This is a genomic window from Ornithinibacillus sp. 4-3 (assembly GCF_040958695.1).
GTDB lineage: Bacteria > Bacillota > Bacilli > Bacillales > Amphibacillaceae > CALAMD01.
In genome coordinates this window covers 1504204-1526226 of sequence record NZ_CP162599.1, presented here as the reverse complement: position 1 = coordinate 1526226, position 22023 = coordinate 1504204, and the positions used below count along the sequence as shown (strand labels likewise).

The 22023-nt window shown below is 34.3% G+C and carries 25 protein-coding genes; all 25 read right to left on the bottom strand.

Translation table 11 applies throughout. From position 1 onward, the window contains the following. The 25 genes from AB4Y30_RS07395 to AB4Y30_RS07275 all read right to left on the bottom strand — a co-directional run bounded on the left by AB4Y30_RS07395 (position 1) and on the right by AB4Y30_RS07275 (position 22021). Positions 1 to 1362 (bottom strand): DUF342 domain-containing protein, encoded by a 1362-nt coding sequence (locus AB4Y30_RS07395; RefSeq protein WP_368654840.1) that lies wholly within the window; start codon positions 1360 to 1362, stop codon positions 1 to 3. 67 nt (positions 1363 to 1429) lie between these two features. Then, positions 1430 to 2215, bottom strand: coding sequence for a FliA/WhiG family RNA polymerase sigma factor (locus AB4Y30_RS07390; RefSeq protein ID WP_368654839.1), 786 nt, complete (start codon positions 2213 to 2215; stop codon positions 1430 to 1432). An 86-nt stretch (positions 2216 to 2301) separates the two neighbouring features. Continuing rightward, positions 2302 to 2799 carry a chemotaxis protein CheD gene (locus AB4Y30_RS07385; RefSeq protein WP_368654838.1) on the bottom strand — a complete coding sequence of 166 codons (498 nt, stop codon included), beginning with the start codon at positions 2797 to 2799 and terminating at the stop codon, positions 2302 to 2304. Continuing rightward, positions 2792 to 3424 carry a chemotaxis protein CheC gene (locus tag AB4Y30_RS07380; RefSeq protein ID WP_368654837.1) on the bottom strand — a complete coding sequence of 211 codons (633 nt, stop codon included), beginning with the start codon at positions 3422 to 3424 and terminating at the stop codon, positions 2792 to 2794. The genes AB4Y30_RS07385 and AB4Y30_RS07380 overlap by 8 nt, the downstream gene beginning before the upstream one ends. A gap of 5 nt (positions 3425 to 3429) precedes the next feature. Further along, on the bottom strand, positions 3430 to 3900 hold the full coding sequence (locus tag AB4Y30_RS07375) for a chemotaxis protein CheW (RefSeq protein WP_368654836.1): 471 nt from the start codon (positions 3898 to 3900) through the stop codon (positions 3430 to 3432). Between the two features lie 45 nt (positions 3901 to 3945). Next, positions 3946 to 5988 carry a chemotaxis protein CheA gene (locus tag AB4Y30_RS07370; protein ID WP_368654835.1) on the bottom strand — a complete coding sequence of 681 codons (2043 nt, stop codon included), beginning with the start codon at positions 5986 to 5988 and terminating at the stop codon, positions 3946 to 3948. 1 nt (position 5989) lies between these two features. After that, a complete protein-coding gene (locus tag AB4Y30_RS07365) occupies positions 5990 to 7042 on the bottom strand; it encodes a chemotaxis response regulator protein-glutamate methylesterase (protein ID WP_368654834.1) in 1053 nt (350 codons plus the stop codon). 7 nt (positions 7043 to 7049) lie between these two features. After that, complete coding sequence (locus AB4Y30_RS07360) at positions 7050 to 7925, bottom strand: MinD/ParA family protein (protein WP_368654833.1); 876 nt, start codon at positions 7923 to 7925, stop codon at positions 7050 to 7052. Then, a complete protein-coding gene (flhF, locus tag AB4Y30_RS07355; RefSeq protein WP_368654832.1) occupies positions 7906 to 9018 on the bottom strand; it encodes a flagellar biosynthesis protein FlhF in 1113 nt (370 codons plus the stop codon). The genes AB4Y30_RS07360 and flhF overlap by 20 nt, the downstream gene beginning before the upstream one ends. Then, entirely contained in the window at positions 9015 to 11048 is a 2034-nt protein-coding gene (gene flhA / locus AB4Y30_RS07350; protein ID WP_368654831.1) for a flagellar biosynthesis protein FlhA, read from the bottom strand. The genes flhF and flhA overlap by 4 nt, the downstream gene beginning before the upstream one ends. Before the next feature lie 19 nt (positions 11049 to 11067). Beyond that, on the bottom strand, positions 11068 to 12147 hold the full coding sequence (flhB, locus tag AB4Y30_RS07345) for a flagellar biosynthesis protein FlhB (RefSeq protein ID WP_368654830.1): 1080 nt from the start codon (positions 12145 to 12147) through the stop codon (positions 11068 to 11070). Position 12148: 1 nt separating this feature from the next. Further along, positions 12149 to 12928: a flagellar biosynthetic protein FliR gene (gene fliR, locus AB4Y30_RS07340; protein WP_368654829.1), complete on the bottom strand. Its 780-nt coding sequence runs from the start codon at positions 12926 to 12928 to the stop codon at positions 12149 to 12151. A 4-nt stretch (positions 12929 to 12932) separates the two neighbouring features. Next, positions 12933 to 13202 (bottom strand): flagellar biosynthesis protein FliQ, encoded by a 270-nt coding sequence (fliQ, locus tag AB4Y30_RS07335; protein WP_368654828.1) that lies wholly within the window; start codon positions 13200 to 13202, stop codon positions 12933 to 12935. A gap of 64 nt (positions 13203 to 13266) precedes the next feature. Then, entirely contained in the window at positions 13267 to 13935 is a 669-nt protein-coding gene (gene fliP, locus AB4Y30_RS07330) for a flagellar type III secretion system pore protein FliP (RefSeq protein WP_368654827.1), read from the bottom strand. After that, entirely contained in the window at positions 13928 to 14575 is a 648-nt protein-coding gene (locus tag AB4Y30_RS07325) for a flagellar biosynthetic protein FliO (protein WP_368654826.1), read from the bottom strand. Before AB4Y30_RS07325 ends, fliP begins: the two co-directional genes overlap by 8 nt. A 16-nt stretch (positions 14576 to 14591) precedes the next feature. Further along, complete coding sequence (locus AB4Y30_RS07320; RefSeq protein WP_368654825.1) at positions 14592 to 14954, bottom strand: response regulator; 363 nt, start codon at positions 14952 to 14954, stop codon at positions 14592 to 14594. Between the two features lie 11 nt (positions 14955 to 14965). Then, positions 14966 to 16132, bottom strand: a complete 1167-nt coding sequence (gene fliY / locus AB4Y30_RS07315; protein ID WP_368654824.1) for a flagellar motor switch phosphatase FliY — start codon at positions 16130 to 16132, stop codon at positions 14966 to 14968. A 1-nt stretch (position 16133) separates the two neighbouring features. Then, positions 16134 to 17117: a flagellar motor switch protein FliM gene (gene fliM, locus AB4Y30_RS07310; RefSeq protein ID WP_368654823.1), complete on the bottom strand. Its 984-nt coding sequence runs from the start codon at positions 17115 to 17117 to the stop codon at positions 16134 to 16136. A gap of 260 nt (positions 17118 to 17377) precedes the next feature. Beyond that, entirely contained in the window at positions 17378 to 17797 is a 420-nt protein-coding gene (fliL, locus tag AB4Y30_RS07305) for a flagellar basal body-associated protein FliL (RefSeq protein ID WP_368654822.1), read from the bottom strand. Further along, positions 17790 to 18008 carry a flagellar FlbD family protein gene (locus tag AB4Y30_RS07300; protein ID WP_368655192.1) on the bottom strand — a complete coding sequence of 73 codons (219 nt, stop codon included), beginning with the start codon at positions 18006 to 18008 and terminating at the stop codon, positions 17790 to 17792. Before AB4Y30_RS07300 ends, fliL begins: the two co-directional genes overlap by 8 nt. Before the next feature lie 44 nt (positions 18009 to 18052). Next, positions 18053 to 18955 carry a flagellar basal body rod protein FlgG gene (gene flgG / locus AB4Y30_RS07295; RefSeq protein ID WP_368654821.1) on the bottom strand — a complete coding sequence of 301 codons (903 nt, stop codon included), beginning with the start codon at positions 18953 to 18955 and terminating at the stop codon, positions 18053 to 18055. A gap of 89 nt (positions 18956 to 19044) precedes the next feature. Continuing rightward, positions 19045 to 19416: a TIGR02530 family flagellar biosynthesis protein gene (locus AB4Y30_RS07290; RefSeq protein ID WP_368654820.1), complete on the bottom strand. Its 372-nt coding sequence runs from the start codon at positions 19414 to 19416 to the stop codon at positions 19045 to 19047. Further along, positions 19406 to 19897 carry a flagellar hook assembly protein FlgD gene (gene flgD / locus AB4Y30_RS07285; RefSeq protein WP_368654819.1) on the bottom strand — a complete coding sequence of 164 codons (492 nt, stop codon included), beginning with the start codon at positions 19895 to 19897 and terminating at the stop codon, positions 19406 to 19408. The genes AB4Y30_RS07290 and flgD overlap by 11 nt, the downstream gene beginning before the upstream one ends. A gap of 9 nt (positions 19898 to 19906) precedes the next feature. After that, entirely contained in the window at positions 19907 to 21382 is a 1476-nt protein-coding gene (locus tag AB4Y30_RS07280) for a flagellar hook-length control protein FliK (RefSeq protein ID WP_368654818.1), read from the bottom strand. Between the two features lie 42 nt (positions 21383 to 21424). After that, positions 21425 to 22021, bottom strand: a complete 597-nt coding sequence (locus AB4Y30_RS07275; RefSeq protein WP_368654817.1) for a MotE family protein — start codon at positions 22019 to 22021, stop codon at positions 21425 to 21427. Positions 22022 to 22023: the final 2 nt, after the last annotated feature.

Genomic DNA, 22023 nt, shown 5'->3' with positions numbered 1-22023 from the left:
TCACCCCTTATCATATAAAACAATTTCATTCTGTTCTAAGATCACTCGGATATTTCTTCGTTCATTTTCAATTTTCCGTTTATATTTACCAATTTGAATAATTGTATTTGAATATAGGCAGTTTAGCGCAATTAGCTCAATTTCACCATTTTCAAAGAGCTTATTTGCTGTTTCGATTTTCTGATTAATTTCGTCGAGTTGTTCCTGAATTTGTTTTTGGGAATTTCGTTGCCTTAATAAAGTTATCTTTCTTTTACTATCATCTAGATGCTGGGAGCTTTTAAGCTTTTCGCCTACTAATTTTATTTTTTCTAGCATGGATTCAAGCTCTACTTTTCTTTTAATCAACTTTTCTTCTTCAGCTAAGTCAGTATTACTTTTTCCTAAACGAATTTCTGTCACTGTATTTAATCGATTACCAATATCCTTTGCTTCTACTTTCTTTCCTGCAAAATGTGTTCCACCAATAATGCTACCATTTCTACTAGATAACTTATTACCTGCTTTACATTCACTATGAATGATGGAGCTATCTACTAAAATTGAATTTCCTGCTTCTACGATACCTTGATTGATATAACCAATCTCAAGATTCTCACCAGCTATAATTTTCCCTTTTTTAAGTCCTGAGAAACCTTCTGAAACATAAACAGAACCTTTAGCAATGACATTTCCTGCTTCGACAATTCCAAAAACTTTTACATCCCCACCAGCTTTTACTGTATAACCAGTAGGAACATCACCGCGTATAATAACCGAGCCCACAAAATCAATATTTCCTGTTTTCATTGATAATGTTTCATTTACTTCATAAATAGGATTAATATCAATTCTTTTATTTCGAATACTTACTAATCCTTCCGTCGCAGCATAGAAGGATAAATCTTCTTTATTAAAGACAACATTTAATCCTGGCTTTATGTTAACACGTTTGCCTGGAAGTGCTCGAACAGCTTGTCCTAACACATTTTTCCCTGGTTTTCCTTTGGTTGGCAATGTTATTTGCGCGATTCTTTCTCCTTGCTGAACTGAAGGTATATGCATAAACTCTCTAAAATGTCGAGCTTGACTTTTACTTGTTGTAGAGCTCTTCTCAGACTCCATAAAGAATTGTCCATCCTCTCCATAAATCGGAGCCGATCCATTTGCGACTGTTATAGGAAACTCTTTCATAGGTAAGTTTTTTAATAGCAATTCTATTTTCTCGTGATCAATACCATGTGTGATATTTTTCTCATTTAAAAATAGAAGGATATCTTCCACCTGGAACTGTAATTCTTCGTAGGAGGTACTACAATCAATCTGAGCAGTCATTTTATCATTGGATAGTGTAACCTGAAAAAATTCATCTAATGAACTCAACTCTTTACCCCCTTTCATTTATGGATCAAATAAAAAGAACCATGCTAAATAAGCTTATACAATATCTCTATGCTTGTACTTTTTTTAATGTTTTTCTTAATTTAAAAATAGCTTGTTTATGAATTTGAGAAATTCTTGATGTGGTTAAATCTAATACTTCCCCAATTTCCGTCATGGATAATTCCTCATGATAAAACAAGCTGATAACCAGCTGTTCATTTTGATTAAGTAGTTTAATATGCTTCACTAACTCTACAACTAATTCTTTATGTATTAATCCTTCATCCAAGGCTTGTAAGGAATCGTCCTGAATTCGCGAAATTAGCGAGTCACTCTGTTCATTATTCTCATCCTGTACGTTCTTTTCAATCGAAAGAACATTAGCATATAATGAATCTCTTACAACTTCTTCTACTTCTACCTTATCGATCCCAGCAGCCTCTGCTATTTCTTCTGCATGTGGTGCTCTTTGTAAAGTCTGTTCCAATTGCTGAGACACTAATTCAATTCTTTTTGTTTTTTCACGAAGAGATCTCGGTAACCAATCTTCCTTGCGTAGCCCGTCCATAATAGAACCCCGGATTCGAAAGGAAGCATAGGTATCAAACTTAAGCTCTCGCTCTGGTTCAAAACGATTAAGTGCGTCATATAATCCAAGGAGGCCCATACTAAATAAATCATCACGACTTACATTATTAGGAAGATTAAAAGCAATTCTATCCACATGAAAATTAACTAAATACACATATTTTTGAATTAGTGCATTAGCAATTTCATCATCTTTTGTTTCAAACCATTCATTCCACAATTGTTCATCTGTTTCAAGAGAAGAGTTTAAAGCAGCTATGATCATCGCTCCCCTCTCATCTTACTTTTATGTAAGAGAAAGTTTTTTCTAAAAATAATATGATTATAAAGTATTGTTATTATCATAATCACTTAAATAAATTGTTCTCCATGATTTACTGTTTTAATTTTCAGTTTTCCAGTATCTGGGGAAAATTCAATCGTTCTTCCACTATTTCCTCCAATATCAGAAGCTACAATTGGAATTTGATATGCTTTGATAGCCTTTTGTACAGCTTCTGCATTCCTCGGTCCAACTCTCATAACTTCTGAATTTGATCCAAATGAAAACATTTGAGCACCGCCAGCTATTTTAGCTTTTAATGCAAATTTTCTTGCACCGTTTTTTAGTAGTAGCTCTACTAATTCCGGAATCGCGGTATCCGCATACTTATGTAAATTAATTGGGGTTTGTTTTGTTTGCGTGGAATCTGGTAACATCACATGTGCTAATCCCGCAATTTGTTGTTGTAAGTCATAAATTACTGCTCCTACACAAGATCCAAGTCCAGAAGTTCGAATTGTATTAGGTGACTTAACAATATTCAAATCAGAAATCCCAACTTTTACAATCGTAGAAACACTACTCATAACCATTAACTCCTAAGGCTTCAAATATTTTAACCAATGTTTCATGTTCTGGAATTAACAGGAAGTGTCCACGAATGCCTTTCGAATCACCATCATTTATTTCTGTATTAATTATAATTGCATAGTCTGAGACATTTGATAGTTCTACTAAACCTGCTGTTAAGATGGAACCGGCTAAATCAACACCTAAATGTGGAATAGATGGCAACATTTGAACCTTCAAGAAATCAGACAGAGCTGATAAATACGATCCGGTCATAATATTGCCGATTTCTGTTAAAATAGAAAGTGTAAATTCATCTGGTTCTTCCCCATTAAATAAGTTTAAGGTCGCACCATTAGAAACTTCGCTTACTAAATGCTCCGCCTCTTCCACAGAGAGAATAAAGAACACAGTTCCCTTTGCCTCTCCCTGTATTTGAAATAGCATTGCAACAACCACTTCATCTGGACCACCTATTACTTCCATCATTTCATCAAATGTAACAACGTTAGCAGATGGCATCTTCATATCAATTCGCTTATTAACCATTTGAGACATCGAAGTTACTGCATTTCCAGTTCCAATATTGCCGATTTCTCGCAATACTTCCAGATGGATTTGTGAAAGGTCTTTAAAATCCATGTTACTTATCCTTCGACTTTCTTAAGTTCATCAACTTCTTCGGTTGATAATACTTTTTGTATGTCCAATAAAATTAATAAACGCTTTTCTAGCTTTGCGACGCCCGCAATATAATCCACATCTACGGCTCCAACAACCTCTGGTGCAGCTCCAATCGAATCCTCCGGAATATCAATAACATCATTTGCTACATCAACAATTAGTCCAACTTCCATATCTTCTAAATACACAATGATGATACGTGTTGCATTGGTATACTCTGATTCTTCAATTCCAAAACGTGCTCTTAAGTCAATCACTGGAGTAACCACTCCTCTTAAATTGATAACACCTTTTACAAAATCAGCGGTTTGAGGCACTCTTGTAATTGATTGTAATCTTTCTATAGAACCAACTTGGTCTACAGAAACTGCGTATTCTTCATCCTTTAATTGGAAAACAATAACCTTTTTCGAACCGTTAATTTCATTTGTCATTGTTCATCCTCCTTTGTTTTGAGTTTACAAACACTCTTTTCGCCCTTACTTTATCAATGCATTACTATCTATAATTAAAGCTACCTGTCCATCTCCAAGGATAGTCGCTCCAGAAATTGCTTTTGTATTTGTCAAATAATTGCCTAATGACTTTAATACGACTTCATGCTGACCAATAAAGGTATCTACTACTAAACCAGCCCACTTATCTCCACGTTTTACAACAACGATAGAAAGATAATCATCCTGCTCCTTCATTTTTGGTACATTAAAGAATTCATTCAAGAAAACTAGTGGTACCACTTTTCCACGAAAATCAATTACCATTTTGTGATGAGCATGGAAAATTTCATCCTTATGTACAATAACAGTCTCAATCACAGAAGATAATGGGATCGCATATTTTTCTTCTTGTAATTCAATAAGTAAAGCAGAAATGATAGAAAGTGTTAAAGGCAGCTGTATCGAGAATGTTGATCCTTTATCTGGTTCTGCTTCAATAGAAATGGATCCTCCCAATCTTTCAATGGTTGTTTTTACAACATCTAATCCTACCCCACGACCAGATAAATCAGAAACTTGCTGTGTTGTGGAGAAACCACTAGCTAAAATTAGTTCATAAGCCTGCTGATCTGTATATGTTTCAGCTTCAGCCTCTGTAATAATTCCATTTTCAATTGCTTTATTCAGCACTTTATTACGTGGGATACCAGCACCATCATCAATAATTTCAATAAATACATGGTTTCCACTATGATATGCTTTTAATGTGATTGTTCCATGCTCCGTCTTTCCTTTTTTCACTCGATCTTCTGGAAGCTCAATTCCATGATCTGCTGCATTTCTAATTAAATGCACAAGTGGATCACCAATTTCATCAATTACAGTTCGATCTAATTCTGTTTCTGCACCAATGATATCGATAGCAATATTTTTATTTAAATCTCTGGAGATTTGTCTAATCATTCCTGGGAATCGATTAAACACTTGATTAATTGGCACCATTCGCATCGTCAGAATAACATCCTGCAAATCACCAGAAATTCTGGACATCCTTTCAACCGTTTCCCGTAAATCATTATGATTTAATTCTTCAGAAATTTGTTCTAAACGGCCTCGATCAATAACGAGCTCCTCAAATAGATTCATTAACATATCTAAGCGTTCAATATTTACTCGGATTGTATTGCGTACATTAGATTGTTTTTTCTTTGCAGTCGTAGTTACACTATCGGTAGAAGTTGAACCTTTTTCTTCTTTTTTCTCTTCTTTTACTTCTCCTATTTCCTGTTCTTCATTTCGATTTATCTTATAATTTTCTAATGAAAACTCTTCAATTTCAACATTAGCAATCTCTGAAACTTTGTTTATTTTATGTACAATTTCATCTGCGGAGCTTTTGGACACTAACAATATGGTAAAAGATAAATCAAAATTCTCCTCTTCTAATTCGTTAACAGGAGGCTCTGATTTTATTACCTCACCTAACTGCTCCAATACTTCAAAAACCATGAATACTCTCGCGCCTTTTAATAAACAATCCTCATTCAGATAGATTGTCGCTTCATAGTTTTTATATCCTCTTTCCAAAGATTCTTCCATTATAGCTAACTCAAACTCATCTAAAGAGGTAAATGAATGTAGATTACTTCCATTGTTAGCATGTTTCTCTTCGGGAACTACATCAGAAGCCGTATTAGAAAAAAAGTTTCCCTTTTCAATGTTTTCTAGTTTCACATTTACTTCAGTTACATCACGAGTGCCATCTCCACCATTGATAATATCCTTCACCATTGCATTTAAATGATCAACCGTTTCAAATAGAACATCGATGATTCCTGCTTGCACTTCTATCTTGTCATAGCGAATTGCATCGAACACATTCTCTAAATTATGGGTCAAATTTGCTAAATCTTGAAAACCCATTGTCGCAGACATGCCCTTTATCGTATGAGCTGCTCTGAAAATTTCACCGATAATAGTTTTATCTTCTGGATTGTTTTCTAACTCAAGTAATTGATTATAAAGAACGTCTAAATGCTCCATGCTTTCATCAATAAAGACATCTAAATATTGGGATGTATCCACTTCAATCCCTCCTTGATTTATTAACAGCGTGAGTGATTTCTTCACCTATTTGATTGATATGTAGTACTTTATCAACGTATCCCGTTTCAATCGCAGCTTTAGGCATACCATGTACTACAGATGATTCTGCTGATTCTGCAATAATATAAGAGGCTTTATCTACAGATTTTATCTCTTTAATTCCTTGTGATCCGTCTTTTCCCATACCTGTTAAAATAGCAATCGTTTTATTTGTCTTTTGTAAGGCTGCAATTGATTGTAATAGCACATCCACGGATGGTTGATATCTTTGTATTAACATCTCACTAGTTAATTCAATAGCATAAGATGTTCCTACCTCTCGTATTTTCATATGAAAATCTCCAGGTGCTATATAAGCAATCCCACTTTCAATAATTTCTCCATGTACCGCTTCTTTCACCGTTATATTCGCACTAAAATTTAACCGCTCTGCAAGAGATTTTGTAAATTTAGCAGGCATATGCTGCACAATAAATATAGGTGCTGGAAAGTCACTAGGTATCCCCATTAGGAGTTGTTCTAAAGCCCTTGGTCCCCCTGTTGAAGTTCCAATTGCAACAATTTTATTATTAAAAGGTTGCGATACTGTTTTTGTCGTATTTCCTTGTACAGGGGCTATAGGCTTATTAATATTAGCAGCTGCAGCAACAACAACTTTGGAAATAATTTCTTCCTTAATAGAACCTAAATCTAAGGAAATCGCACCAGACGGTTTGGAAATAAAATCAACGGCTCCCATTGCAATAGCCTGAAATGTTTTAATCGTGCCGCTTTGTGTTAAGGTTGATAACATGACAACTGGCAAAGGATTATCGTCCATAATTTTCTTCAATGCCGTAATACCATCCATCACTGGCATTTCTATATCCAATGTAATAACATCTGGCCTTAATTTTTTTATTTTTTGTAAACACTCTTCTCCATCTCGGGCAGTGCCAACAACTTGAAGACGAGAATCACTTTCAAGCATTTCTGTGATTATTTTTCTCATAAATGCTGAGTCATCTACTACAAGTACTTGAATTACCTTCATGATATCTTCACCTCACTTTAAAAAACTTTTTTAATCGATGAACAAAGGATGATGAGTTTAGCTGATTAATTTCATTACTATTTGTTAAATAATTACTAACAATTTTTGACATCGCCACGGAAACAGGTGCTTTTTTACTGAGTAATAAGTATGGTTTTTGATGCATAACGGCTTGTATGACCGTTTTATCATCTGGTAAAACCCCCATTATTTTTACTTTTGTTTCTAAGAATTGCAAAACAATATTTTGAAAATGATTCGCGGTCTGTTTCCCTTGTTTATCTGATTCACAACGATTTAAGACAACATGGATGGGGTGTCTATTTCCATGACTAATCAACTGTTTTGTCATCGCATATGCATCAGTGATAGAGGTTGGCTCACTAGTTGTAATTAAAATGCTTTCGTCGGAGGCCAATATGAAGAACATACTCGCTTCAGAAACACCAGCCCCCATATCAAAAATAATATAGTCAAAATGCTCTTGTAGCTTGTCGTATTCTGTTAAAAAATGATTCATTTTCTGCTGGTCTATAGAAAAAAGGCTTGATAAACTTGTCCCACCAGCTATATATGCTAAGCCATTTGGCCCTGATTCTATCATATCAAAAATCGAACTCTGATTATTTAAAAAGTCAATAATATTTTTTTTCGACTGTAAGCCAAGTAGAATATCAATATTTCCCATTCCAACATCGAGATCGATGATTAACACTTTATGTTTATGATTTAATAGCTCTAATGAAAAATTTACAGCAAAATTCGATTTTCCTACTCCGCCTTTACCGCTAATAATGGCAATTGTTTTTGCTTTTTTTATTTTCGAATTTCCGTTTATTTGTTTCCGTAGACTCGCCGCTTGATCATGAATCAATGAGACCACCTACTATTAAATTACTAATACGTTCTGGTGTCGGAATAAAAATGTCTTCTGGAACATCTTGTCCATTCGTTAAATAAGCAATATTCACTTGTTTCTCTAACATCAAATTCACCATGCTACCGTATTGTCTTGTTTCATCAATCTTTGTAAAAATAATCTCTTTATTTGGTAAGTGCTCAAATTGTTGATAGATATCAATGATATCTTTAGGTTTAGCTGTTAAAGCTAAAACAATAAATGTTTTACATGGTTTACCTTGGGGCTGAAATAATTCCTTTACATATTGTTTATCACGATAATTTCTTCCAGCAGTATCAACTAAAATAACATCGTAATCCGAAAATTTTTCAATAGCATTCTTGTAATCTTCTACCTGATAAGCTACTTCTAGCGGTATATCTAAAATACGTGCATATGTTTTTAATTGCTCAATTGCCGCAATTCGATATGTATCAGAAGTAATGAAAGCTACTTTCTTTTTTTCTATCAGCATCTTTTGTGCTGCAACCTTTGCTAAAGTAGTTGTTTTCCCTACTCCAGTAGGACCTACAAAATGAATTATTTGCTGTTCTTTGACTGTTTGCTCCATGTGAATCGCATGTATGCGATTCATAAGCTCTTTTTGAAGCTCATTAATAATTGTTTCAACACTCGGCTCTGTTCCTACCTCCTGCTGTACTTTTATCACATGTCCAATTAAGTCTTTTGCCACGCTTTCAGTTAATTCTTGTTCTAATAAAAATCTATAGACCACTTCATAATCGCCTGTGAATGTTGAATTCACTCGAGCATTTGCTTCAAACATACGTTTAAGTGTTTTAATTTCCTGTAATACTGCTGCTGATTCATACTTGTTATTATCCTGCCTTAATTCCACTTCCCTAGGAAAAGATAAAGGCTTAACAGGCCTGTTTATCATAGGTTGAGGATCAAGAGCAGCAATGATTTCTATTTTTCTTTTCTTAAAAATTCCGAGCATTCCTTTTTGTGTAATCTCTTTAGAATTTAAAATTACTGCGTCTACTCCTAATTCTGCTCGCACTTTTTTCATACCTTCAGCCATTGTATTAGCAATATATTTTTTTATTTTCACGCTACATTCACCACTCCGACACTTTGAATTTGCACATTTGGCTCCAATTCATTGTAAGATAAAACCGTAACATCAGGTAAATAATGTTCAATTAATTGCTTTAAATACATTCGAACTGCTGGTGAACAAATAACGATAGTCATCTCTTCTTGCAATGCTAATTTCTCAACTTCTTCATGAATAGTTTTTATAATAGATTGCTGTACTTCTGGCTCTAGAGATAAATAATTCCCATGTGCTGTTTGTTGAATATTTTCCGAAATGATTTTCTCTACTTGTCCTGAAACCGTGATGACTTTTAACATATCTGAACCATTGACATATTGATGTGTAATTTGTGCTGCTAATGACTGTCGAACATATTCCGCTAGTAAGTCTGTATCATCTGTTAATTTCGAGTAATCTGCTAATGTCTCAAATATAACAGGGAGATTACGTATCGAAACACGCTCTTTTAATAATTTCGCTAATACCTTTTGAATATCGCCAATAGCTAATGGCTCTGGAGTCACTTCTTCTACTAAAATTGGTAGACTCTCTTTTAAATGATCTACTAATTCTTTTGTTTCTTGGCGTCCTAATAGTGCATATGCATGACGCTTAAAAATTTCCGTCATATGTGTAGAAACAACAGATGGTGGATCAACAATGGTGAATCCCGATAGCTCTGCTAAATCCTTTACTTCCTCACTAATCCATTTAGCTGGTAAGCCAAATGCAGGATCTGTTGTATCAATACCTTCTAGATCATCCTCTGTAATACCAGGTGTCATCGCTAAATAATGATCTAACATCAACTCACCAGTAGCAACCTCATTACCTTTTATTTTAATTCTATATTCATTTGGATTTAATTGGATATTATCCCTGATTCGAACAACAGGGATTACTACACCCAATTCAATTGCCAATTGTTTACGAATCATAATAATTCGATCTAGTAGATCCCCTCCTTGACTCGCATCAACTAATGGGATTAGTGCATAACCAAATTCAAATTCAATTGGATCCATATTAAGTAATTCAATCACATTTTCTTGTGACTTCATTGCCGAGCTCTCTGATTCCACTTCTTCTTCGATGTCCGGTATATCCGGTTCCTTCGCTTGTTGCATTAATAGATAAGCTCCTAAAGCTAGAAAGCCAGATATAAATGTAGTTAAGAAGAAATTAATAGGTGTTAATCCTAATAAGAAGATCGCACCTGCAGCGATGATGAGTAGCTTTGGATATTGCAATAATTGTCCAGATACATCGCTTCCTAAATTACCTGTTGTAGCTACTCGAGTAACAATAATACCTGTTGCAGTTGCTATTAATAATGCTGGGATTTGACTAACTAACCCATCCCCTACAGTAAGTCTTGTAAAGGCCTCAACTGATTCAGAAAGAGATAGTCCCATTTGAACCATTCCAATAACGACACCGAATAAAATATTAATTAAAACGATAATAATTCCAGCAATGGCGTCTCCTTTAACAAACTTACTCGCACCATCCATGGCTCCATAGAAGTCAGCTTCTTGTTCAATCTTTTCACGTCGCTGTCTAGCTTCTTGTTCTGAAATTAAACCTGCATTTAGATCTGCATCAATACTCATCTGCTTTCCTGGCATTGCATCAAGTGTGAAACGTGCACCAACTTCTGACACTCGTTCAGCACCCTTTGTAATAACAATAAATTGAATAATTACTAGAATGACAAATACAACAAAACCAACTAATGCATTATTACCAATTACAAAGGATCCAAATGTATCAACTACTCCACCAGCTTCTCCTTTAGATAAAATAGATCTTGTTGTTGATACGTTCAGCCCTAATCGAAATAAAGTTAAAAGTAATAATAAAGAAGGAAAAATGGAGAACTGTAATGCTTCTTGTACATTCATCGATACAAGGATGACAATTAATGCTAAAGTAATATTTATCAATATAAGAATGCTAAGTAACCAACCAGGTAAAGGTACAACAAGCATTGCAATAATCATGATAACTCCTAATAAAACAGATAAATCACGAAGTTTCATGGATATTTCCCCCTTTCTATTAAACTCGATTCTCTAACTGATACACATAAGCCAGAATTTCAGCTACAGCTTGATAAAATTCTTCTGGAATAATCTCATTTATTTCTACTACATCATAAAGCGATCTTGCTAGTACCTTATTTTCCACCATCATAATATTATTTGCTTTGGCAATTTCCCTTATTTTCAAAGCAATATTATCTACACCTTTAGCAAGTACATAAGGTGCATTTGCTTTTTCTTCATCATATTTAATTGCAATAGAATAATGTGTTGGATTCGTTATAATAACATCTGCATTTGGTACTTCAGCCATCATTCTTCGCATCGCCATCTGTCTTTGACGTTCACGAATTTTTGATTTAATCAACGGATCTCCTTCGATATTTTTATGTTCATCTTTAATGTCCTGTTTAGACATCCGCATATTCTTTTCATAATCAAAGCGTTGATAAGCATAATCGAAAACAGCAAGAAACAATAGAATAACTGTTGCTGCAATCCCCATCGTTATTGTTACTTTCCCAAAAAAGGCAAGTCCACCATCTAGATGCTTGAATGGAAGCATCATAATCTCATCTTTAAAGAGCCAAATAACGAAAAAGGTCACAGCTCCGATAAACACAATTTTTAATAAGGATTTTAACAATTCAACGAGCGCACGGACTGAGAAAATACGTTTAGCCCCTTGAATTGGATCAATTTTCTTTAAATCAAACTTCAATGGCTCTGTTGTAAATAAAAAGCCAATTTGCATTAGATTAGCTGCTAATGCCGCAATAATAGCAATCACCATAATAGGAGCTACAATCTTCGCTAATTCTGTCACTCCTTCAAAGATAATTGTTTGTATTGTTTGTTCTGTAACATCCCAATGAATATATTCTGTAAAGCTTTTGTGATAGACTGAGGTCATTTCCTCCTTCATAAAGCTTCCAAAAACAGCAAGCATAATAAAAGAAAATAATAACAATATCGCCGTATTCACATCTGCACTTTTAGCAACCTTACCTTTACGTCGTTCATCTTTTCTTTTCTTCGGAGTAGCTTTTTCGGTTTTTTCACCTGCGAAAAACTGTAAATCTAGTTCTAGACGCAATTTAAGCACCTCCGAATAATTGCATTAATCCTCTCATGGTGTAAAACATCGTCTCAAATAACATTTTCACCAATGCCATAAATAAAGGTAAAAAGAGCAGTATAATTACAAAGCTAACAAATATTTTAAGTGGCAGTCCAACCACAAAAACATTCAGCTGTGGAACTGTTCGAGCAATGATACCTAGAGCAACATCTACTAAAAATAAGCATCCAACAATTGGAATTGCCATTTGAAAAGCAATTAAAAACATTTTGCTAAAAGCTTGTATTACAAAAATCGCAATATTTTCACTACCGAAGAAAACCATCTGATCAATTGGAATCATTTGATAACTAGCAAAAATTCCATCGATTAACAAATGATGACCATTAACTGATAGCAAGAATAACAAAGCAATAATATAAAAAAATTGTCCTGTCAGTGGACTTTGTACACCAGTTTGTGGGTCTATTACATTAGCAATCGCAAAACCCATTTGGAAATCGACAAAACCACCCGCTACTTGCACAGCTGTAACAATTAAATAAGCTATAAAACCAATCAATAAACCAACCACAATTTCTTTAATTAACAATAATAAATAAAAATCCCCTACCATCATAGTGCTTGTATCCATGGAAGAAAAGATGATAATTGCTAGAAAGAAACTGAATGCAATTTTAACTCGCACAGGAATTGTCCGATAAGAAAAAAACGGTAAGATAACAAAGAAAGCGGTCATTCGAACAAAAATTAATAAGAAAATCGGTACAATATCTAAATTAATAAATTCTAGCATGAGCTTACCCTACAAACTGGTTTAAATTTTGAAATAAGCTTGAAGTAAATTCAATCACTTTACCTAACATCCAAGGACCAAAGAATACAACACCTAGTAACACAGCTACTATTTTAGGAATGAAGGCTAGTGTTTGCTCTTGAATTTGTGTTGTCGCCTGAAAAATACTCACAAGTAAACCAACAACTAGCGCGAGAATTAGCAGTGGGCCAACGGTTAGTAAGATTGTAAATATACTATTTTCTGCTAAGGATAATACAAAATCTTGACTCATGCGTTGCCACCACCTACTGAAAAATTATCTAAAATATCATGATGATCTCTTAGTTTATTCATTGCTAGAAACCATCCAACAGTGAATGTGTGATTAAATACCATCCATCTACCAATACAAATAATAAAATTTTAAAAGGTAATGAAATCATCACTGGAGGCAACATCATCATTCCCATCGACATCAAAACACTAGCTACAGCCATATCAATAATTAAAAACGGAATAAAAATCATAAAACCCATTTGAAATGCGGTTTTTAATTCACTAATTACAAAAGCAGGTACCAGTGCTGTTAATGGAACATCTTGCACGGTTTCTGGTCTTTCTTCTGTCTGTGAATAATTTAAAAATAACGCTAGATCTTTTTCTCTTGTATGTTTTGCCATAAATTCTTTTATTGGCGTACTAGCATTTTCATATGCTTCATCTAATGTAATCTCTTCATTCAATAACGGATTTAGTGCTTCGGTATATACTTGACTAAACGTAGGTGCCATAATAAAAAAAGTTAAAAATAGAGCTAAACCAATAAGCACCTGATTTGGTGGCATTTGCTGTGTTGCAAGTGATGTACGAACAAAAGATAAAACAACAACAATTCTTGTAAAGCTAGTCATTAAAATAAGAATCCCAGGAGCAATCGATAATACAGTAATTAATAATAATAGTCTTACAGATGTAGAAATGGACGAAGGATCAGCATTTGAGAAAATCTGAATAGCATCATTCATTGCGCTCATCCCTCTGGTGTGAACGAATCAATTCTTGTCTATTTCGCTTGATTTTTTCCAATTCATTCTCAAAAGATTGCTTGAATTCCTTATCCTCTGATTCTACTGCTTTCTTATTTCCACTGAGCTTCCCGAGTAATGACTGGATAGAGGAAAAGCCCTGTGCTCGCTCTGCTGCTTGATTTAATAACTGTTCTTTTAAATCATCATCGTCAATTTCTTGCAGTAAATCTACGTTATTTCCAACACCAATTAAATAGATTTTCGTACCAACACGGATAATTTGAAGCGATTTATTTTGTCCAACAGAAATCCCGCCTAAACTTTCTAATGCCGACGCTTGCTGATACATTTTCGTACGCTTGCCTAAAAATTTTAATAAAAAATAGATCAATGCTAAAACGATAATTAAGAAAAACACCATTTTAAATAAGTCAAATCCTAAAGAACCTTGCTGAAGTGTATTATTTAAACTTTCTTCATCAGTAATATTTCCATCTCGCTGTTCTTCCTCATTACAATCAACAGTACCCTCTAAACAATCCTTTGCATTTGGCTCTTTTGCAAAGGTAATATGTATGTTAAAACAAGCTATAAAAAACATAAGTGTACCAAAAAAAACTATTAATCTTTTTATCACCTTAGTCACTCGTTCCTTAACTCAATGCTTTTTGAATAGCTTCAATTACTCGATCTGCTTGGAATGGTTTTACAATAAAGTCCTTTGCCCCAGCTTGAATAGCATCAATCACCATTGCTTGTTGCCCCATAGCCGAACACATAATTACTTTAGCATTTGGATTTACTTGTTTGATTTCCTTTAATGCAGTAATACCATCCATTTCTGGCATTGTAATATCCATTGTCACTAGATCTGGTTCTAACTCTTTATACTTTTCAACTGCTTCTGCTCCATCTTGCGCTTCTCCAACAACCTCAAAACCATTTTTAGTTAAAATATCTTTAATCATCATTCTCATAAATGCTGCATCATCTACAATTAATATTTTCTGTCCCATTATTCTTCCTCCTACTTTAATTTCATTAAACGTTCATTTGGACTAATAACATCTGTTACTCGAACGCCAAAATTTTCGTCAATTACTACTACTTCACCTTTAGCAATTAATTTCTCATTAACTAAAATATCTACTGGTTCCCCAGCTAATTTATCTAATTCAACAATCGAACCTGTAGTTAACTCCAAAATATTTTTGATTGTTCTTTTTGTTCGTCCCAGTTCTACTGTTACTCGTAATGGAATATCCAATAGCATATCCAAGTTTCTTTGTTCATTCTGATTCAAGTTCACTGCTTCAAATTGAGAAAAAGAAGCTGATTGAATTGTTGAACTTTGATCAATTGGATTACCTATCATCTGAGGATCTGCTTGTTCTTCTGTTTTTGTTGGTGCCACTTTTTCAACCTGTTCTATTGGAGGAGCAACTTCTTCGACGGCTTCTACTTCAGCTGTATTTTCAATTGCCTCTTCCTTAGGTCCATTTAATAATTCATCTACTAAATCATGTGCAAATGGGAATGGGATTAATTGCATCATATTAGAGTCAATTAAATCACCAACAATAAGTTGAAATGAAACTTTTACAAATATATCCTCATCTTTTGCCGCTGACTGAACCATATCTTCAATTTCATTCTCCTGATTCAATTCAATGGTTGGGGGTGAGATATTTACAAACTTATTAAATATAGTTGACATACTAGTTGCCGCTGCACCCATCATTTGATTCATTGCTTCTTGTACAGCACTTAAATGAATTTCATTTAAATCTGACTTCGGACTTAAGCCGTCTCCTCCAAGCATAATATCTGAGATAATAGCAGCATCTTCTGATTTAATAACAAAAAGATTGGAACCTGTAAATCCATCTACATAGTTTACTTGTACACCAACATGTTTAAATGGAAATGCTTTAAGTAATTCTGCTTTTTTAATAATAGAAACCTCTGGTGTTGTAATATCTACTTTCTGATTGAGCAATGTAGATAATGTAGTTGCAGCACTGCCAAATGAAATATTTCCAATTTCTCCAAGTGTGTCAATTTCAATGTCTGATAAGTAATCATGTAAATTCTCTTTTGTTGTTCCATCATTTGAAGAAGAATTATTATCAGAATCATTATTCATGTTTAATAATGCATTAATTTCTTCTTGTGTTAACATACCTTCTGACAATTTAATTCCCCCCTTTTATTTCTTCTAAGATTTGAACAGAAACTTTGTTTTTGTATTCCCCTGGTTGAACATAAAACTTTGGCTGTTCATTCACAGCCAGTGTTAAAGGTTGATCAAGCGACTGGTTTAATGAAATAATATCATTTTTGTTCAAGTGTAGGAACTCGTTAATTGTAATTGTTGTATCTCCTAAAATAGCTTTTGCTTCTATTTTTGCTTTTTCTACATTACGACTGATATTTTTATAAGCTTCAGGATCTCTCTTTTTAGATTCTGTTTGCATCCAATAATGAACAGATAGCTTCGGTATAATCGGTTCAAGTACAATATGTGGAATACAAATATTAATCATTCCACTTTCTTCCCCTATTTCTGTATTCAACGAAACTACTACTACTGTTTCATTTGGAGAAACCAATTGTAAGAATTGGGGATTCACCTCGAAATCTTCTAATAGTGGATGAATTTCCTCTAAGCTTGCCCAAGCTTCTTGTAAATTTGTTACTGCTTTTTCAAAAAGTTGAGACATCAGCATTGTTTCAATCTCTGTAAGATTATCTACCTTCGTCACACTATTTCCTTTCCCACCAAGAAGCCGATCAAGTAAGCTATAGGCAATGTTTGGATTGACCTCCATTAATATTCTACCTTCTAGCGGCTCTACACTATATACATTTAAAACGGTCATATTAGGAATGGAACGAATAAATTCTTCATATGGTACTTGGTCAACAGAAGCAACCGAAATATTGACATATGTTCTTAAATGGGCTGAAAAAAATGTAGTTAGTAATCGTGAATAATTTTCATGAATTCTTGTTATCCCACGAATTTGATCCTTTGAAAAACGTAAAGCACGTTTGAAATCATATACTCGAACTTTTTCTTTTTCATCTTTTTTTAATTCTTCAGCATCCATCTCCCCTGATGTTAGTGCCGATAATAAGGCATCAATTTCATTTTGCGAAAGTATCTCATCTACCAATAAAATCCCCCCTTACTAATGCGTGTTCAAAAAGGGCGATAAAAAGGACCAAGCAGTGCAAGGCGACGTAGCTTTGAGTAACGGACTTCTACAGGATGTGGTGACTTCTGTGTTGCCCACAGGACGTGGGTGGTTTTAACAGAAGTTCCTGTATGCTTTTAAATACGTGAGTATCGTAAAAGTGACGTCAACGCAGAAATTCGCCATGTCATTTTTGTTGGGCTTTTTAAACATCCCCTTAAACAAACCATTTTTAATAATCACTGAAGAATCTTATTAATGGTATACACATCGATAATTTTTCCTTCAGTCATCAATTCATTTAATCTATCTTTTATTTTTTCTTCGAGTTCACCTAAAGCTGTTTTGAAATCTTCCTCATCTAATTTAGCTAATTCTTTAATTAAAATGTTTTTCAGTTGAAAATCACGTTTAGAGATTTCTTCTTGAGCAGCTTTTCCATCTGTTATAATTTGAAACTGAATTCTTACAAAGCTACCATCCAATAAATCTGTTGTAATTTCTGGAGACTCATAAGCATACTTCACCATTTCATCAAGTGTCTCCGCACTGCTTTTATCATCTTTATTATTAAGGTTCAAAATAAAGAGAATCGTGGCAGCTCCTAATGCCAAAATGATAACTAATGATGTGATCATCATTTTTACCATTTTACTCATTTGTCCCACCTACCTCGTACAATGTGCCAATTACGCCAATCTTATGGTAAAACTGAATGATAAGTTGCTCTACTTCCTTTTCCGAATTCTTTACTAAGATTTTCTTTCCATTACAAAGTGTAATCGTTGTGTCCGGATGAGATTGTACTTGTTCAATCATTGTTGGATTCAATAAAAATGAATCTCCATTTAAACGTGTTAGATTTATCATTGTTTGGCGAGAGTGGCAACTAAATGCCACCCTCTACCTCCTTATTATCTCTTTAAGTTAACAAGCTCTTGTAAAATTTCATCAGAAGTTGTGATTATTCTTGTGTTTGCCTGGAAACCACGCTGTGCAACAATCATCTCTGTAAATTCTTCAGCAAGGTCAACATTGGACATTTCTAAAGCACTTTCAATCACATTACCAATTCCATTTGCCGAATCTCCAGGTACGTAATACCCTTGTGCATTTGCAACAACATCTGTACCTGCATTTCTAAACAAACCTGCGTTTGGTGTTTCACGGTATAGACTATTTCCTAATTTTTCTAGCCCTGCTGGATTTGAAAATCTTGCAAGTGCTACTTGTCCAGCCACTTGAGCTTGCCCATTTGCATCAATATAATTAACAGAACCATCCTGAGCAACACTAAAGCTTTGTGCATCATCAGGAATGATGATTTTATTTACAGGTAGAGAGTAATCAAGTTCTGTTTCACCGGAGGCATTCGCAACAGATTGGAATCCCATTAAATAATATCCGTCAGCATTTACAATGGCATTGTTATCATCTAAATAGAAGTTTCCAGCCCTTGTATAAAAAGAATCTTGTTCTGGCTGTCCACCTTCTGGAACTTGTTTCAAAATGAACATTCCATCACCTTGTATTGCAAAATCTAACGGATTACCAGTAGACTGGCGGAATCCCTGTGTATGAATATTATCAATAGATGCGATTTGAGATCCTAAACCAACTTGCATTGGGTTAATTCCACCACGACCACCTACACCAGGCTGAGAGCCTTTCATTGTTTGTGACATCATATCTTGGAATACAGCACGACCTTTTTTATATCCTGATGTATTTACGTTAGCAATATTATTTCCGATTACATCTAATTTTGTTTGAAAGCCTCTTAATCCTGAAATTCCTGAATACATTGAACGTAACATAATTTTTTATCCCCTTTTTTATCATTCATTAATTTTTGAGCTGTATCAGTCCGTCAACAACTCTGATAGGCCTCCATCATCGGTCCAGCCTAGTCTTCCACAACAATAGCACCGTTAATATTTGTAAATATTTTTGATGATGCTTCTTTCATACTCATCGCAGTAACTACTGTTTGATTTTTTACACTTACAAGTAATGCAGCATTTTTGATTAATACAAGTGAATCCGTAATACCTTTTTTCTGAGCTTCATTCACTTTTTCATGAACCTTTTGCCATTGCTGATCATTAATTTCAATATTCCGTTCAGCCAATCGTTGCTTTGCATGCTTACTAACTTTTAATTGTTGAGCATCCACTAAGATGTCTTTAAATGAAGTTGTTGGCTGTTTAGGTACCGACTTCTTTGTTGATATCGGTAAAGGCTGCTGTAAAGGTCGAATATGGATATTATTCTTCATTGTTACTCTCTCCATCATCTTCCTTTGGTGTTTCTACTTTTTCTGCGGATGGATCTTTTACTTGCATGATTGCATCAGCATATACCTTTTCACCATTTTCTAATTCTAAAATCGCCCAACCATCCTTTTGGCTTACAGCAATTACCTTGCTTGTCACAATATCTTTTTTCTGCCCCGTTTCTTCATCAAATGACTGATAGGTTACTTCTTTCCCAATCATATGACTATATTGGATAACAGGTGATATCAATTGATTTTGCACTAAATGATCAATAGAGCTTGCCATATTCATCATTTGCTCTAATGAAGAAAAGGTAGCCATTTGTGCAATGAAATCGCGATCTTCCATTGGATTTAATGGATCTTGATTTTGTAGCTGTGCCATCAATATCTTCATGAATTCATCTTTTCCAAGCTCTGGACTTGGTGTTCGTCCTGTTGTTTGATTTCGTAAATATAAGGATGGATCTATTGTAGCCAATTCTCTCACCTACACTTTCACATTCATAAGTACCTCTTGAAAATCTATTGCGTCTTCATCCTCTTGATTATTTTGTTGCTGATGCTCTGAAGCATTTGATTTTTCCTGTTCTTCTTTAAAAGCTTGTTCATGATCTGGTTGTTCTTTTTGAACAACTTGTTCTCTTGAATCTACTTCTTCAATAACAACCTGATGTGGTGCAAATGTGTTTTTCAACTGGTGGATATTCGTTTCTAACATCTGCCTTGTTGCTTGTGAATTGACTATGATTTTTACTACCATGTCCCCATCAACTTTCATAAGTCGAACGGTCATCTCCCCTAAATGCTCTGGACGAATGGAAAAAGTTAGTTGACTAACACCATTTTTAAATGTTAAGAATCGACTTGCTTTCATTACCTGATTAAAACGATTAATCAATTGCTGTTCCACTGTTTCTTCCGTGTTTTGATGGTTTAAGTGAATAATATATTGCTCTACTTTAGACATTGGCATTGTCTGTGTTGGAGCATTTGCTACTGGTATGACTGGTTCATTCATTACTTGCTGTTCATTTACATAGAGAGCCTGCATCCATTTACTAACATCTCTTGCAGTAACCTCTGCATCCAAGGCATATTGAGCATTAGCATACATTCCATTACGAACACTGTATCGCTGAACTAATTCTTGCCATATTCCATTTAGCTTTGGCTCTTGTTCAACCAAAGTAAAATCGGTTTTATGTACTGATTCTAAATTTGTCCATTTTTTTAATAGCTCTATTACTTTTGGAGCGATATGGATGAATTTTTCAGGCTCTTCTACACTTTCTACTAAATGTTGAAACTGTGAAACGATATCAGACATTTGTTGTTGGATCTGGATCTCGTCTATCGCTGTAAAAGTTTTAGATGTAGCGTAATAATGAACTGATCTTCTATCAAAAGAGGCATTAACCTTAGCCATTAATTGCTCAGTCATCCTTGCTAATTCTTTTTGCTGGTTATCTCCGAAGCTAGGTAAAGCTGATGTATTATTAGCTGACTCTTTAAGCAATGATACGTCATTATTTACGTGTCTTACTATATTCTCTGCTTGTTCTTCTATCTCTTCATCCACCATAGCAGCTTCAACACGTTGAGTAGGCATTTCTTGTTCCATTATCTCCTTATCTGTCTTCATCATCGATAAAACAGAAGTTGCTGGAATAACAGTTTGTTCTGCTATTGGCATAGGAGCTACTATTAAATCATCAATTTCTACTTCTTGCTCTTCTGTTTCTACATGTTCCCCATCTAATATCATTTCTTCAAATGGTAAATCAGCATAACTCGCTTCTTTATTTAGAATAAGAAGTTCTTCCATCAATGCAGCATTTTCTTCCGTTTGAGAAAATAACATGTGTTGAAAGGATGTTAAATCAGAAGCATCTCTTTTGATTCCTTTCATAGCTTCCTTCATATTAAATGATGTCTCAGGAAAAAATAAACGTATCGCATTCATTTCTATTCACCCCCTTTCAAATATGAAATAACGTCCAAATTTTTATTCCCTATTAATGAATTTAGCGGTTAAATCAGCTGCTTTATTTGGTTCCATCGACTCAATAATTCCACCACGTACATCATTCGGTAATTCATACATGATAGCCAATGCTATTTCTTCCTCTAATTCCGCAAATATTAAAGCTGCTTGTTTTTTCTTCATTTTTTTAAAGGATGCAGACATTTCTTTTATATAATCGGTAGCTTCATCTTCTTGTTCTGTATTTGTTGAAGTTTCATTTATGTTCTCCATGGATTCTCTTTCATTTTCATTTCGGAGTAACTCATCATTTAATTGCTCAATTGTATCTTCTAGACTACTAATCTCAGCTTCTAATTCAGTAATCTTTCCATTTTGTTCTTCAATCCGACTATTAGCTCTTTCTAATGCTACTTTATCTTGCTTTTGTTCCTCTGTTGTAACAAGTTTTGATATACCAGGAATATTACTTGCCTTGTCCTTCGTCCAATCAATGACATTAACACCAGCAACTGATAAAATAATAATAACCAATATCGTTGTTACAATAACGGGAACAACAACAACTAATAAAAACGCTAAGAATGGATTTGTCTTTTTTATTCCATCTTTTTTCATTA

Bases quoted from the DNA above. Each gene is read 5' to 3' on its own strand.
- AB4Y30_RS07390 (WP_368654839.1), bottom strand. From the start codon at position 2,215: ATGATCATAGCTGCTTTAAACTCTTCTCTTGAAACAGATGAACAATTG.
- AB4Y30_RS07385 (WP_368654838.1), bottom strand. From the start codon at position 2,799: ATGAGTAGTGTTTCTACGATTGTAAAAGTTGGGATTTCTGATTTGAAT.
- AB4Y30_RS07380 (WP_368654837.1), bottom strand. From the start codon at position 3,424: ATGGATTTTAAAGACCTTTCACAAATCCATCTGGAAGTATTGCGAGAA.
- AB4Y30_RS07375 (WP_368654836.1), bottom strand. From the start codon at position 3,900: ATGACAAATGAAATTAACGGTTCGAAAAAGGTTATTGTTTTCCAATTA.
- AB4Y30_RS07365 (WP_368654834.1), bottom strand. From the start codon at position 7,042: ATGAAGGTAATTCAAGTACTTGTAGTAGATGACTCAGCATTTATGAGA.
- flhA (WP_368654831.1), bottom strand. From the start codon at position 11,048: ATGAAACTTCGTGATTTATCTGTTTTATTAGGAGTTATCATGATTATT.
- fliR (WP_368654829.1), bottom strand. From the start codon at position 12,928: ATGCTAGAATTTATTAATTTAGATATTGTACCGATTTTCTTATTAATT.
- fliQ (WP_368654828.1), bottom strand. From the start codon at position 13,202: ATGAGTCAAGATTTTGTATTATCCTTAGCAGAAAATAGTATATTTACA.
- fliP (WP_368654827.1), bottom strand. From the start codon at position 13,935: ATGAATGATGCTATTCAGATTTTCTCAAATGCTGATCCTTCGTCCATT.
- AB4Y30_RS07320 (WP_368654825.1), bottom strand. From the start codon at position 14,954: ATGGGACAGAAAATATTAATTGTAGATGATGCAGCATTTATGAGAATG.
- fliL (WP_368654822.1), bottom strand. From the start codon at position 17,797: ATGAGTAAAATGGTAAAAATGATGATCACATCATTAGTTATCATTTTG.
- AB4Y30_RS07300 (WP_368655192.1), bottom strand. From the start codon at position 18,008: ATGATAAATCTAACACGTTTAAATGGAGATTCATTTTTATTGAATCCA.
- flgG (WP_368654821.1), bottom strand. From the start codon at position 18,955: ATGTTACGTTCAATGTATTCAGGAATTTCAGGATTAAGAGGCTTTCAA.
- AB4Y30_RS07290 (WP_368654820.1), bottom strand. From the start codon at position 19,416: ATGAAGAATAATATCCATATTCGACCTTTACAGCAGCCTTTACCGATA.
- AB4Y30_RS07280 (WP_368654818.1), bottom strand. From the start codon at position 21,382: ATGAATGCGATACGTTTATTTTTTCCTGAGACATCATTTAATATGAAG.
- AB4Y30_RS07275 (WP_368654817.1), bottom strand. From the start codon at position 22,021: ATGAAAAAAGATGGAATAAAAAAGACAAATCCATTCTTAGCGTTTTTA.